This window comes from Lysobacter concretionis Ko07 = DSM 16239, from assembly GCF_000768345.1.
Taxonomy (GTDB): Bacteria; Pseudomonadota; Gammaproteobacteria; order Xanthomonadales; family Xanthomonadaceae; genus Novilysobacter; species Novilysobacter concretionis.
Window position 1 is genome coordinate 139,094 of the sequence record NZ_AVPS01000006.1, and the last position, 13,351, is coordinate 152,444.

The 13,351-nt window shown below is 69.9% G+C and carries 15 protein-coding genes; 14 read left to right on the forward strand and 1 reads right to left on the reverse strand.

The annotated features are described in order from the left end of the window. Positions 1 to 15: 15 nt before the first annotated feature. The 14 genes from N792_RS08870 to N792_RS08935 all read left to right on the forward strand — a co-directional run bounded on the left by N792_RS08870 (position 16) and on the right by N792_RS08935 (position 13,150). Positions 16 to 1,785 carry a flagellar biosynthesis protein FlhF gene (locus N792_RS08870; protein ID WP_036194199.1) on the forward strand — a complete coding sequence of 590 codons (1,770 nt, stop codon included), beginning with the start codon at positions 16 to 18 and terminating at the stop codon, positions 1,783 to 1,785. Further along, positions 1,772 to 2,656 carry a MinD/ParA family protein gene (locus N792_RS08875; protein ID WP_036194202.1) on the forward strand — a complete coding sequence of 295 codons (885 nt, stop codon included), beginning with the start codon at positions 1,772 to 1,774 and terminating at the stop codon, positions 2,654 to 2,656. Before N792_RS08870 ends, N792_RS08875 begins: the two co-directional genes overlap by 14 nt. Beyond that, the gene (locus N792_RS08880; RefSeq protein WP_036194203.1) at positions 2,653 to 3,399 is read left to right on the forward strand and encodes an RNA polymerase sigma factor FliA; all 747 of its coding nucleotides are present in this window, start codon (positions 2,653 to 2,655) and stop codon (positions 3,397 to 3,399) included. Before N792_RS08875 ends, N792_RS08880 begins: the two co-directional genes overlap by 4 nt. A gap of 70 nt (positions 3,400 to 3,469) precedes the next feature. Continuing rightward, complete coding sequence (gene cheY / locus N792_RS08885; RefSeq protein ID WP_036194205.1) at positions 3,470 to 3,862, forward strand: chemotaxis response regulator CheY; 393 nt, start codon at positions 3,470 to 3,472, stop codon at positions 3,860 to 3,862. Beyond that, positions 3,859 to 4,464, forward strand: coding sequence for a protein phosphatase CheZ (locus tag N792_RS08890; RefSeq protein ID WP_036194207.1), 606 nt, complete (start codon positions 3,859 to 3,861; stop codon positions 4,462 to 4,464). The genes cheY and N792_RS08890 overlap by 4 nt, the downstream gene beginning before the upstream one ends. 4 nt (positions 4,465 to 4,468) lie before the next feature. Then, a complete protein-coding gene (locus N792_RS08895) occupies positions 4,469 to 6,304 on the forward strand; it encodes a chemotaxis protein CheA (protein ID WP_052103836.1) in 1,836 nt (611 codons plus the stop codon). A 15-nt stretch (positions 6,305 to 6,319) separates the two neighbouring features. After that, positions 6,320 to 7,060 carry a flagellar motor protein gene (locus N792_RS08900; protein WP_036194209.1) on the forward strand — a complete coding sequence of 247 codons (741 nt, stop codon included), beginning with the start codon at positions 6,320 to 6,322 and terminating at the stop codon, positions 7,058 to 7,060. Between the two features lies 1 nt (position 7,061). Beyond that, positions 7,062 to 8,084 (forward strand): flagellar motor protein MotD, encoded by a 1,023-nt coding sequence (gene motD / locus N792_RS08905; protein WP_084105612.1) that lies wholly within the window; start codon positions 7,062 to 7,064, stop codon positions 8,082 to 8,084. Position 8,085: 1 nt separating this feature from the next. Further along, positions 8,086 to 8,856 (forward strand): ParA family protein, encoded by a 771-nt coding sequence (locus N792_RS08910; protein WP_036194211.1) that lies wholly within the window; start codon positions 8,086 to 8,088, stop codon positions 8,854 to 8,856. Further along, positions 8,853 to 9,689 carry a chemotaxis protein CheW gene (locus N792_RS13490; protein ID WP_052103838.1) on the forward strand — a complete coding sequence of 279 codons (837 nt, stop codon included), beginning with the start codon at positions 8,853 to 8,855 and terminating at the stop codon, positions 9,687 to 9,689. The genes N792_RS08910 and N792_RS13490 overlap by 4 nt, the downstream gene beginning before the upstream one ends. 159 nt (positions 9,690 to 9,848) lie before the next feature. Further along, positions 9,849 to 10,166, forward strand: coding sequence for an STAS domain-containing protein (locus tag N792_RS08920; RefSeq protein WP_052103840.1), 318 nt, complete (start codon positions 9,849 to 9,851; stop codon positions 10,164 to 10,166). Next, positions 10,163 to 10,528, forward strand: a complete 366-nt coding sequence (locus tag N792_RS08925) for a response regulator (RefSeq protein WP_036194212.1) — start codon at positions 10,163 to 10,165, stop codon at positions 10,526 to 10,528. Before N792_RS08920 ends, N792_RS08925 begins: the two co-directional genes overlap by 4 nt. Before the next feature lie 4 nt (positions 10,529 to 10,532). After that, positions 10,533 to 12,560, forward strand: coding sequence for a chemotaxis protein CheA (locus N792_RS08930; RefSeq protein WP_036194214.1), 2,028 nt, complete (start codon positions 10,533 to 10,535; stop codon positions 12,558 to 12,560). Between the two features lie 53 nt (positions 12,561 to 12,613). Then, positions 12,614 to 13,150: a chemotaxis protein CheW gene (locus N792_RS08935; RefSeq protein ID WP_084105614.1), complete on the forward strand. Its 537-nt coding sequence runs from the start codon at positions 12,614 to 12,616 to the stop codon at positions 13,148 to 13,150. Positions 13,151 to 13,179: 29 nt separating this feature from the next. Here the strand turns inward: N792_RS08935 and N792_RS14105 are convergent, their stop codons facing one another. Further along, positions 13,180 to 13,326 (reverse strand): hypothetical protein, encoded by a 147-nt coding sequence (locus N792_RS14105; RefSeq protein WP_191150474.1) that lies wholly within the window; start codon positions 13,324 to 13,326, stop codon positions 13,180 to 13,182. Positions 13,327 to 13,351: the final 25 nt, after the last annotated feature.

Consider the following 13,351-nt stretch of genomic DNA (forward strand, 5'->3'; position numbering starts at 1 on the left):
CAGGGAAACATCGTCATGAGAATCAAGCGTTTCATCGCCACCGACATGCGCAGCGCCCTGGGCATGGTCCGCGAGGAGCAGGGCCCGGACGCGGTGATCCTGTCCAGCCGCACGACCGCCGACGGCATTGAAGTGGTGGCCGCGACGGATTACGACGAGGCGCTGGTGCACCAGGCCCTGCGCGCGGCCGCCCCCAGGCCGCCGTCGGAGGCAGCGGATGCGCCTGCTGCGCCGGATGCCGACGGTTTCAGGGCAACGCTCCATGACGCCCCCACCGCGCTTGCGACACCCGCACCGGCCACTGCGCCACGCGACAGTTTCGCCAGCCGCGCGCGCGCCGTGTTCCGCATCGGCGATGCGCCGGCATCGACCAAAAGCGCCAAACCGCTCACCGAGCCGACGCTGGCCGAACTGACCGGCGGATTCCCGCTGGCCGCGGCCACAACCGTGTCGGCTTCCGCACCCCGTTCCGATTCGCCAGCCCCGTCCCATTTCGAGGCCATGATGGCCACCCTGTCCGGCCCGTCCGTTGGCACGCCTGCCAGCGAAGCGGTCACGGGCCTGGTGGCGCCGTCCTGGGCCCAGCCCGCGCCGGCCAGCCCCGGCATCCCCGCGCCCGGCGAGCCTGCTGCGTCCGCGCCGGTCGCCGCCGCACCGGCAGCGCCCCATACGACCACATCGGTTTCCACCGCACCCGCTCCCGCGTCGGATCTGCAAGCCGATCCGGATCCGGCGATGGCTGCACCGGCTGTGCCAGTCGCGCCTGCCGTGACCGCGGCCGTTGCAGTTGCCCCTGCAGTCACCGAAACCCAAACCGGGTCCGCCCCGCCGTCGCCCACCGAAACCACCGTCCCCCTGCTGCAGGTCGTCGCCGAACCCGATCCGGGCATCTCCGCCATGCGCGAGGAGTTGACCTCGATGCGGCGGATGATCGAGCGCGAGATGGGCCAGTTCACCGCCGAGCGCCTGCGCGGCTCGCCCGGTCGCGCGGCGGCCTACGACATGCTGCTGGGCTACGGCTGCGACGAATCGCTGGCGCAGTCGGTGGTCGCCAAGCTCAACCCGGCGCTGCCGCCCGACAAGGTCCGCGCACCGACGCTGGCCGAGCTGGCGCGGATGCTGACGATCATGCGCAGCGAGCCGATCGACGACGGCGGCGTGATCGCCCTGATCGGCCCGACCGGTGCCGGCAAGACCACCACCGTGGCCAAGCTGGCCGCGCGCTTCGCCGCCCGCCACCGGGCCCGCGACGTCGCCATGGTCACCACCGACAGCGAGCGCGTCGGCGCGATCGAACAATTGCACGCGCACGGTCGCCGCCTCGGCATCACCGTATGCGAGGCCCACGGCGCAGAGAGCCTGGCGCAGACCCTGGAACAGCTGCAGGACTACCCGCTGGTGCTGGTGGATACCGCCGGCTACGGCGCCCGCGACCGCGCCCTGCTCGGCCAGATCACCTGGCTGCGCGCGACCCGTCAGCTGCGCAGCCTGCTGGTGCTGCCCGCCAACGCCCACCCGCACGACCTCAACGAGCTCGTCCGCCGTTACCGGATGGCCAGCCCCGAGGGCGTGGTGCTGACCAAGACGGACGAGACCGGCCGCCTCGGCGCGGCCCTGTCGGTGGCGGTCCGCAACGGCCTGAGCCTGGCCTACACCGCCCACGGCCAGCAGGTTCCCAGCGATCTGGAAGCGGCGGACGGATCGAACCTGGTGTTGCAGCTGGAGAAACTGCGACGTGCGGCCGATAACCCCTTTGTCACCGAGGACCACCATGCCATCGCCTGACTTCCAATCCGCATCGCCGACCCCGGCGCAGCCCGTTGCCGCAGCGCCGGTGGCGCCCGTGCGCGTCATTGCCGTTGCCAGCGGAAAGGGCGGCGTGGGCAAGACCAGTGTGTCGGTCAATCTGGCGATGGCGATGGTCAACGCCGGCCAGCGCACCCTGCTGCTGGACACCGACCTGGGCCTGGCCAACGTCGACGTGATGCTGGGCCTGTCGCCACGCTTCACCCTGGCCGACGTGTTCGCCGGCCGCTGCGAGCTGCGCGACACCCTGCTGGAAGGCCCCGGCGGGCTGTGGGTGGTGCCCGCCGCCTCCGGCAAGCGCCACATGACCGAACTGCTGCCGCAACAGCACGTCGGTCTGGTGCATGCCTTCAGCCAGCTGGACCTGCCGATCGACACGATGGTGGTCGACAACGCGGCCGGCATCGCCGATGGCGTACTGACCTTCTGCCAGGCCGCCCAGGACGTGATCGTGGTGGTCTGCGACGAGCCCGCCTCGGTCACCGACGCTTACGCGCTGATCAAGGTGCTCAACCGCGACCGCGGCGTCAGCCGCGTCCAGGTGCTCGCCAACCAGGTGCAGAACGCCGCCGAAGGCCGGCAGCTGTTCGGCAAGCTGGAGCGGGTCGCCTCGCGTTTCCTCGACGTCACCCTGAACTACCTGGGTGCAATCCCGCGCGACGAGTGGCTGCGCCGGGCGATCCAGCGCCAGGAATCGGTGATCGAGGCATTTCCCTCCAGCCCGTCGGCGATCGCGTTCCGCGACATCGCCCGCCGGGCCGGCCAGTGGCAGTCGCCGCTGGGCCCGAGCGGACACGTGGAGTTCTACATGGAACGCCTGATCACGCCCGCCAGGAGTGCCGTCGCATGAGCCACGCCGCCGCTGCCTACCGTGCCTCGATGCCGCGCCACGACGCCGCCGACGTGGTCGAACGCCACGGCGAGCTGGTCCGCCGCATCGCCCACCACCTCGCCGCGCGCCTGCCGTCCAGCGTCGAGGTCGACGACCTGATCCAGGCCGGCATGCTCGGCCTGCTGGACGCCGCCCGCAATTTCCAGGACGACCTGGGCGCGGCGTTCGAGACCTATGCCTCGATCCGCATCCGCGGCTCGATGATCGATGAGATCCGCCGTGGCGATTGGGTGCCACGCTCGGTCCACCGCCGCTACCGCGACGTGGTCGCCGCAACCCGCCGGATCGAGCAGGCCACCGGCCGCCCGGCCACCGCGCAGGAAGTCGCCGCCGAGCTGGAGATCAGCCTCGACGAGTACTACCGCATGCTGGAGGAAGCCTCGCGCGGCCAGCTGATCAGCCTGGACGCGCACACCGAGGAGCACGACGGCGAACCGCGCGTCGCCGCTGGCGACGCCACCCCGGCCAGTGCGTTCGACTACAGCGAGTTCCGCGAATCGCTGGGCAGCGCGATCGGCGAGCTGCCCGAACGCGAACAACTCGTGCTGTCGCTGTACTACGAGCAGGAACTGAACATGCGCGAGATCGGTGCGGTGATGTCGATCAGCGAATCGCGCGTGTGCCAGATCCACGGCCAGTCGATGCTGCGCCTGCGCGCCCGCCTGGGCGAATGGCGCGACACCGCACTGGACGCCGACTGAGCACCGCCGACCCCACTTATCAGCACCACCGCGGTGAAAGCCCGCCCTCCACGACTACCAACGAGCATCCATGGACAAGAACATCCGCATCCTGATCGTCGACGACTTCTCCACGATGCGCCGCATCGTCAAGAACCTGCTCAACGACCTGGGCTTCCACAACACCACCGAAGCCGACGACGGCACCACCGCGCTGGTGGAGTTGAACAAGGCCAGCTTCGACCTGGTGATCACCGACTGGAACATGCCCGGCATGCCCGGCATCGACCTGCTGCGGGCGATCCGCGCCAACCCGGCATTGGCCAGCATTCCGGTGCTGATGGTGACCGCGGAAGCCAAGCGCGAACAGATCATCGAGGCCGCCCAGGCCGGCGTGAACGGGTATGTGATCAAGCCGTTCACCGCCGCGACGCTGGGCGACAAGCTGGGCAAGGTGTTCGAGCGCATCGGAGCCGGTGCGTGACCAGCCACGACCGCCAGGCCATCAGCCAGCGCCTGCACGCCGCGTTGTGGGCGCTGGAGAACGACGACCACGCCGGCTGGCGCGCCAACGTCGACGCCCTGATCGAATGGCGCACCCAGCCCTTCGTGCAGGGGTTGGCCAGGCTGGCCCGCGAGCTGGAGCAGGCGCTCGGCGACACCGCCGGCAGCCCGGCCAACGCCGCCTCCCTGCCGGATGCCTGTGCCCGGCTGGAGCACGTGGTCACCCTGACCGAGCAGGCCAGCATGCGTTCGCTGGACCTGGTCGACGAATGCGGAAAACTGCTGCGCCAATTGCCGGTCCCCAACGATGCGGCCGAAGCCGAGGCGATCGCGGGCATCCGCTCGCGGCTGTCCGAGCTGACCGCGGCGCAGGGCTACCAGGACCTCACCGGGCAGATCATCCTGCGCGTGGTCGCGCTGGTGCGCGCCGTGCACATCGGCCTGGGCGAGGTGACCGGCGAGGCCGACCGTCCGCTGCAGTTGTCCAACAACCGCGGCCACGGCCCGGCGGTGGGCGGACTGGATCCGGCACCGGTCAGCCAGGACGACGCCAACTCGCTGTTGTCGTCGCTGGGCCTGTAGACCCGTGGACGTCGCCTCCGACATCTGCGCGGACTTCCTGATCGAGGCGCGCGAGATCGTGGACCAGCTCGGCGAGCAGATGGTCGCGCTGGAGTACGCGCCGACCGACCGCGAATGCCTGAACTCGGTGTTCCGCGGTTTCCACACCATCAAGGGCGGCGCGGGCTTCCTGGACTTTCCGGCGATGGTGACGATCTGCCATGCCGTGGAAGACCGCTTCGACCTCGCCCGCAACGGCGCGATGCCGATGGATGCCCTGGCATTCGACGGCGCGCAGCAGGCCCTCGACCTGCTGGTCGACATGCTCGATTGCATCGCCGCCGGCGAGCCGATGCCTGATCCGCCACAGGCGCTCATCGACAGCATGCGCGTGGATGCCCCTGCTCCCCGCGGCGCTGCACCGGTGGTCGCGGCCACGGCGGAAAGCGACGACCTCGACGACCTGGATTTCGAAGCCCTGCTCGACAGCCTGCACGGCAGTGGCGGCATCCCCGGCAACATCCCTGCCACCGACGCCGGTGCTGCACCGGCACCGGCTGCGGCTCCCGCGCCCGTACCGGCGCCGGTCGCCGCGACCCCCGTGCCTGCACCGGCACCGCCGCCGCGCAAGCCCGCCGCCGCCCCACATCCCGAAGAGCCCACGGTGCGCGTCGACGTGCGCCGGCTCGACGCGATGGTCAATCTAGTCGGGGAACTCGTGCTCGCCCGCAACCGGCTCAAGACCCTGCGCCCGCGCCTGCACGACGAGGAACTCGATCGCGCCGTCGGTGCGCTGGACGGCGCCACCTCGCGCCTGCAGTCGGCGGTGATGATGGCGCGCATGCAGCCGGTCGGCCGCGTGTTCGCGCGCTTCCCCAAACTCGCCCGCGACGTCGCCCGGCAATTGAAAAAGAACGTCGAGCTGGACGTGGTCGGCGCGGAGACCGAACTGGACCGCAACCTGGTCGAGGCCCTGGCCGATCCGCTGGTGCACCTGGTGCGCAACGCGATCGACCACGGCATCGAGTCACCCGAGGTGCGGCGCAACACCGGCAAGCCCGAGCAGGGCCATGTCCGCCTGTCCGCGCAGCAGGAAGGCGACCACGTGGTCATCGAGGTGCGCGACGACGGCGCCGGCATCGATCCCGACCGCATCCGCGACATCGCCGTGCGCAAGGGCCTCATCGACGCCGATGCGGCCGCGCGGCTGCCGTCGGACGAGTGCCTGCAACTGCTTTTCCTGCCCGGCTTCTCCACCCGTGCCGAGGTCAGCGACCTGTCCGGACGCGGGGTCGGCATGGACGTGGTGCAGTCGCGCATCCGCGAGCTGTCCGGCCAGGTGCAGATCCAGTCCGAACCCGGCCACGGCTCGCGCTTCGTGATCCGGGTGCCGCTGACCCTGGCGATCCTGCCGACCCTGCTGGTGGAGATCGACGAGGACGTCTACGCCCTGCCGCTGGTGCGCGTGGTGGAGGTGCTGGCGCACCTCCCCGGCGTGCCGATGTCGATCGACGGCCAGGATGTGATCGACCTGCGCCGGCAGCCGGTGCCGCTGCTGGACCTGCGCGACTGGCTGGGGCTCGGGTCGGGAGTCGGTTCGGATCCCGGGTCGCCCTCCATCGGCGAGCGCACCGTGGTCGTGCTGCAGGCCGGCGAACAGCGTTTCTGCCTGGCGGTGGACCGCGTGCGCGGTCGCGAGGAAGTGGTGATCAAGGCGCTGCCGCGCACCCTGCGCGGACTGCCCGGTTATGCCGGCGCCAGCCTCATCGGCGACGGACGCATGTCGTTGATCCTGGACGTGGACGCGCTGTACCGCACCGGCGTGCGCGGGTCGGGCCGGCTCAAGCAATCCCAGTCGTGACCGTTAACTGAAGCCATGGACAGACTCAGCCTCATCGGCACCGTACTCGCGCTGATCGCCCTGGTCGGCGGCAGCATATTGAAAGGCGCCGGCCTGGCCGGGCTGTGGTCGCCGGCCGCGTTCGTGGTGGTGATCGTCGGCACGCTGGCCGCGATCCTGGTGCAGACGCCGATGGACACGTTCATGCGGGCGATGAAGATCGTGCGCTGGGTATTCCGCCCGCCCTCGCACGACCGCCCGGCCCTGATCGCCAAGATCGTCGAATGGAGCACCATCGCGCGCCGCCAGGGACTGCTCGGGCTGGAGCCGGAAGTCGCCGTGCAGGACGACGCCTTTGTGCGCAAGGGCCTGCAGATGGTGGTGGACGGCGTGGAGCCCGAATCCATCCGCCAGATGCTGGAGATCGAACTGCACGGCCAGTCGCAGCGCGATCTCGCCGCGGCCAAGGTGTTCGAGGGCATGGGCATCTACGCGCCGACCCTGGGCATCGTCGGCGCGGTGCTTGGACTCATCGCGGTGATGAAGAACCTGGCCGACCCGAGCAAGCTCGGCTCCGGCATCGCCGCGGCGTTCACCGCCACCATCTACGGCATCGGCACCGCCAACCTGGCGCTGCTGCCGGCGGCCGCCAAATTGAAGGGCCTGATCAACCACCAGGCCGAGGAACGCGAGATGGTGATCGAAGGCCTGATCGCAATTGCCCAGGGCGAGAACCCGCGCAACATCGAAACCCGCCTGAACGGTTTCGTGCACTGACATGGCCCGGCGCGTGCAGCATGAGGAGCATCAGAACCATGAGGCGTGGGCGATCCCCTATGCCGATCTGATGACCCTGCTGCTGGCGTTCTTCGTGGTGATGTACGCGATCTCCTCGCTCAACGAGGGCAAGTACCGGGTGCTGGCCGACTCGCTGTCTTCCGCATTCGGTGGTCCGCCGCGCACGGTCAGCCCGATCCAGGTGGGCAAGACCCAGCTGCGCGGCTCGGCCTTCGACCGCCCCTCGATCCAGACCGCCGCCTCCAAGGCCGGCCCGGCGGCGGCCACGCCGATCAATTCACCGCGCATGCTGCAGGTGCTGGACATGCCGACCTTCGGCCACCAGCAGCGCAGCGCGCAGGCCGATGCGGCGGCTGCGGCGGCGGCTTCCGCGACCGCCGCGACCATCGAGCTCGAAAGCCGCCGGCAGGGCGAGCTGCACCAGCTCGGGCAACGCATCCAGGAAGCCCTGGTCGAGCTGGTGCGCGAGAAGCTGGTGACCGTGCGGCGCGGGCCGGCGTTCCTCGAAGTCGAGATCCAGAGCGACATCCTGTTCGCCAGCGGCGTGGCCCAGCCGAGCCCGCTGGCGGTGGACACGGTCCGCAAGCTGGCCAACATCCTGCGCGACGAGCCCAACGCGGTGCGCGTGGAGGGCTACACCGACAACATGCCGATCGCCACCGCGCGGTTCCCCTCCAACTGGGAGCTGTCCGCGGCGCGCGCCGGCAGCGTGGTGCACGAGATGATCGCCTCCGGCGTGCACGCCGCGCGCCTGGCCATCGTCGGCTACGGCGAGTACCAGCCGGTCGGCGACAACCGTACCGTCGAAGGACGCAATGCCAACCGTCGCGTGCTGCTGGTGATCCTGGCCTCGCCGCAGGGGCCGGATGCGATCACCGCGCCACTGCCGCCGGCGGTGACCGCGACGCAGGAGCCACCCGCTGGCGCGGTCGCACTGGTTCCCCTTCTGCCCATGAAGACAACGACGCCCGAGCGTCCCACCACGAACTCCGGAGCCGGCTGACATGCAGACCTGGGCCATAGCCAACCAGAAAGGCGGCGTGGGCAAGACCACCACCTCGCTGTGCCTGGCGCGCGGACTGGCCACGATGGGGCACCGCGTGCTGCTCATCGACCTGGACCCGCACGCCTCGCTGACGCGTGCCTTCGGCGTGCCCGCCGATCCGCCGCCGGCGGGCACCCACGACGTGTTCTCCAACTTCAGCGTGGAGCTGTCGACCCTCTCGCGCCGCACCGGGATCGACGGCCTGTTGCTGGTGGCCGCGCAACCCGCGCTGGCAACGCTGGAACGCCGCGGCGCGACCCAGCCCGGGCTGGGCCTGTCGCTGGGCCGCGCGCTGCACGCCGCGCGTGGCGGCTACGACTACGCCCTGCTCGACTGCCCGCCCACGCTCGGCCTGCTGATGGTCAATGCGCTGGCCGCGGCCGACCGGCTGATCGTCCCCACCCAGACCGACCCGCTGGCCATGCACGGGCTGACCGACATGCTGCGCACTGCGGACATGGTCGAGCGCTCGCGCCGGCGGCCGTTGCCGCGGCATATCCTGCCGACCCTCTACGACCGCCGGACCCGCGCCGGGGTGCTGGTGCTGGAGCAGCTGCACGACCGCTATGAAGGTCTGGTCTGGCCCAAGGCGGTGCCGATGGATACACGCCTGCGCGACGCCATGGCATTGACCACCGGGACCGCTCCCACCGGCCGCGGCGCGGACGCCTACCGCTCCGCCCTCAACTGGCTGCTCGCCGCCCTGCCGGCGCAGCAGAAAGCGGCATGAGCGCGCAGATGGTCGACGCCTACCTGGACGAGCTGCTGGCTCCGCTGGAGGAGGACGCCCGGGTTCAAGTCGAATCCGGCAGCGCCTACGAAAACCAGGCGGCGAACGAGGCCGAAAACCCGGCCGGGCCTCAAGCCGGACTCCAGGCCGCCGCTCAGGCCGTCGCCCGGGTTGAAGCCGATTTCGAGGCCGACTTTGCGGCGGAAGCGGCGGCATTTGCCGAAGCGGCGTCCGTTGCCGAGGCAGCCACCGCGCCGGCACCTGTCCCTCGGCCCGAACCGCACATCGCCGAGCCCGTGCAGCCCCCGACGCCACCGGTACCCGGGCAGGAAATCGACCCCCAACCCCTGCCACGCCAACTCCCGGCAGCGACACCCTTGGCGAACCAGCACGCGCAGGCACCCGCGCGGACGCCCCACAACACGTCCGGCAACCGCTGGCTGCGCGCCGCGCTGGGCGACGACCGCTATGCATTCGAGCTGCTGCGCGTGCAGGAGGTGGTGCGCATGAGCCCGATCATCGCCCTGCGCGGCACCAGCCACGCGATGCTGGGCGTGATGAACCTGCGCGGACGGATCGTCCCGGTGTTCGACCTCGCACGCTGGCTGGGCACCGGCCGGGTCGATCCCGACGAGCACGCCCGCATCATCGTGGTGGAGCGCGACGACGAGCTGATCGGCGTGCTGGTTTCCGCGGTGGATGACGTGGTGACCCTGTCGCGCGAGCACATCGAACCGCCGCTGCCGGGTACCGACCCGGGCGGCGTGGTCGGCGTGGCCCGCGTCGGCCGGCTGCCCACGGTGCTGCTGGACGCCAATGCGCTGTTCCAATGACTGGGCGGATGAGTCTGCCGAAATGAGCCTGTTGCATGGGTTTGCCGGATGCGCCGGTTCCGCCGTGATTGGGACGTGCCGACAACGCCGGGTTCCGTCCGCTCAAGTTTCCGCATGCCCGGCCGTTGAACCTTTCGACCGCACCGGCTGCCCATCCCCATGAATGAACTTTCGCTACAGCCCGACCTGGGCATCGAACATGTTGCCGAGCTGCGCGCCGCACTGGCGCCGCACTTTGACGATGCCGGCCCGATCGCCCTTGCCGGCGATCGTGTCGAACGTGTCCACACCGCCGGGCTGCAGCTGCTGCACGCCTTCATCCGCGACCGCGCCAGCGCCGGACGCGCCACCACCATCACCCTTGCCTCCCCGGCCCTGGTCGATGCCGCCCGCGTACTCGCGCTGGCCGCCAGCCTGGGACTGGGGTCGCAGGCCGACCGGCCCGACGGCCCTGAACACAACGGAGACCCCGCATGAGTGCCCAGCTGTTGATCGTCGACGATTCCACCTCCATGCGGCAGATGGTCGCCTTCGCGTTGTCGTCGGGCGGCTACACCGTGCGCGAGGCGGAAGACGGCCAGGCCGCGCTGGACATCGCCAAGACCACCCGCTTCGACGCCGTGGTGACCGACGTCAACATGCCGCGCATGGACGGGATCGAGCTGATCCGCCACCTGCGCCAGCTGCCCGACTACAAGTTCACCCCGCTGCTGATGCTGACCACCGAGTCGGGCGGCGACAAGAAGCAGGAAGGCCGCGCCGCCGGCGCCACCGGGTGGCTGGTCAAGCCCTTCGATCCCGAGCAGCTGCTCGCCACGGTCCGCAAGGTTCTCGCCTGACACCATGGACATCACCCAGTTCCACGCCGCGTTCTTCGAGGAAAGCCGTGAAGGCCTGCAAGCCATGGAAGCCGGCCTGCTGCGCCTTGAGACCGACATGGAGCCGGGCACGGCACCGGGCACCGTCGCCGGCGACACCATCAACGTCATCTTCCGCGCCGCCCACTCGATCAAGGGCGGAGCGGCCACGTTCGGCTTCCGCGACGTCACCGACCTGACCCACCTGCTGGAAACGTTGCTGGACGAAGCGCGCGCCGGTCGCCGCTGCCTCGACCCCGTCGCCATCGATGCACTGCTGGACTCGGTCGATGTGCTGCGCGGCTTGCTGGCCGTGGCCGAGCACGGCGGCCAGAGCGACCAGCAGGCCATGCGCCGCGCGCGTGCCGGGCTGGACCGCCTGCTGGCGGCGGAAGCCGGCGATGCGCTGGGCGCTGCCGGAGATCCCGACGGCGCCGGCGACCCCGAACACTGGCGCATCGGCTTCCGCCCGGAAACCTCGTTGTTCATGACCGGCAACGACCCGCTGCGGATCCTGCGCGAACTCGGCAGCCACGGCGCACTGACCGCGACCTGCCTGGACGACCGCCTGCCGGCGTTCGACGTGCTCGATCCGTTCGAGGCGCACCTGGCCTGGGACCTGATGCTGCCCGGCACCGTGCCGCGCGCCGCCATCGACGAGGCGTTCGCGTGGGTCGAGGACCAGTGCGAGCTGTCGATCGAAGCCGTCGCCCCGGCGTTGTCGAACACGGCGTCGTCGGTCCCGATGCCGTCCATCGACACTGCCGCGCTATCGTCCGATGGCGACGCCACCGTCACCGCCACCGGGTCGAATGCCGCCCGCACCGCCAATGCCGATGCCGACACCTCCATCCGCGTCGCCGTGGCCAAGGTCGATGCGCTGATCAACCTGGTCGGCGAACTGGTCATCACCCAGGCGATGCTGCGCCAGCGTTCCGAACACCTCGACCCGGTCGCCAACGAAACCCTTCTGACCGGCCTGGGCCAGCTCGACCGCAATACCCGCGACCTGCAGGAGGCGGTGCTGAGCGTGCGGATGCTGCCGGTGGAATTCGCCTTCAGCCGCTTCCCGCGCATGGTCCGCGACCTCGCCTCGCGGCTCGACAAGAAGGTCCGCCTGCGCACCTTCGGCGAGGCCACCGAGCTGGACAAGGGCATGATCGAGAAGATCGTCGACCCGCTGGTGCACCTGATGCGCAACGCGATCGACCACGGCCTGGAGTCCGCCGACGAGCGCCGCGCCGCCAACAAGGACGAGACCGGCACCATCACCATGAACGCCTCCCACCAGGGCGGCCACATCATGATCGAGGTCAGCGACGACGGCCGCGGCATGGACCGCGAGCGCATCCTGCAGAAGGCGGTCGAACGCAACCTGCCGCTGCCGGAAAACCCCACCGACGCGCAGGTCTGGGACCTGGTGTTCCACCCCGGCTTCTCCACCGCCGATGCCCTGTCCGACCTGTCGGGCCGCGGCGTCGGCATGGACGTCGTCAAGAGCAACATCCTCGCGCTGGGTGGCCAGGTCGAAGTACGCAGCGAGAGGCACGTCGGCACCACCGTGTCGATCCGCCTGCCGTTGACGCTCGCGATCCTGGACGGCATGTCGGTGGCGGTCGGCGACGAGGTGTTCATCCTGCCGCTCAACACCGTGATCGAGTCGTTGCAGCCCCAGCCGCACGAGGTACGCACGATTGCCGGCGACACCCGCGTGCTGCACGTGCGCGAGGACTACCTGCCGCTGATCAACCTGCGCCAGCAGTACCGCCTGCCCGCGGCCGACGGGGCCGCTGCCGCGCCGATCGCGGTGGTGGTGGAAAGCGGTGGCCGCCGCCTGGCGCTGGAAGTCGACGAACTGCTCGGCCAGCAGCAGGTGGTGGTGAAGAACCTGGAAGCCAACTACCGCCGGATCCCGGGCATCTCCGGCGCGACCATCCTGGGCGACGGCCGCGTCGCGCTGATCATCGACGCCGGCGGCATCGTGACCGCCACTCCATTGCCTGCAGCCGCCTGACCCTCTCCACCCCACGCATTGCCACCGCCACGGATGCACCAAGGACACCTCCCATGACCAACCCCAACCGCTCCCTTCTCGCCCCGCGCGCCGCCCACGCCCAGACGGGCCTGGATGCCGACGCCGACAACAGCGAATTCCTCACCTTCGCCCTGGGCGAAGAGGAGTACGGGGTGGACATCCTCAAGGTGCAGGAAATCCGCGGCTACGACGCCGTCACCCGTCTGCCCGATGCGCCCGACTACATCAAGGGCGTGATCAACCTGCGCGGCACGATCGTGCCGGTGATCGACATGCGCCTGAAGTTCCGCCTCGCCACCGCCGACTACACCGCGGTGACGGTGATGATCGTGCTGAACGTCTCCGACCGCATCGTCGGCATCGTGGTGGACAGCGTCTCGGACGTGATCCGCCTGGGCGGCGACCAGATCCGCCCGGTACCCGAGCTGGGGGCGACCATCGATCGCCAGTTCCTGACCGGCATCGGCACGCTCGACGAACGCATGCTGATCCTGCTGGATATCGAGCGCCTGATGACCAGCACCGAGATGGGCCTGGTGGCCGCCGAGGCCGCGGCGGTACTGCAGTAACCGTCTGCTTGGGCCGTCTCCTGCACGCGTCACTTGCAGGAGACAACAAAAAACGCGCCCATCCGGCGCGTTTTTTTAGGTTCTTCACGGATTGCCGGGAACAGGCAAAAGAGCGGTGGCGTGCGGGTATCCCTGCCCTTGGTGGCGAATGTCCCCCGGCGACGGCCTGCGGCCATCGCCTCCTCCTTGATTTCGCCCCCA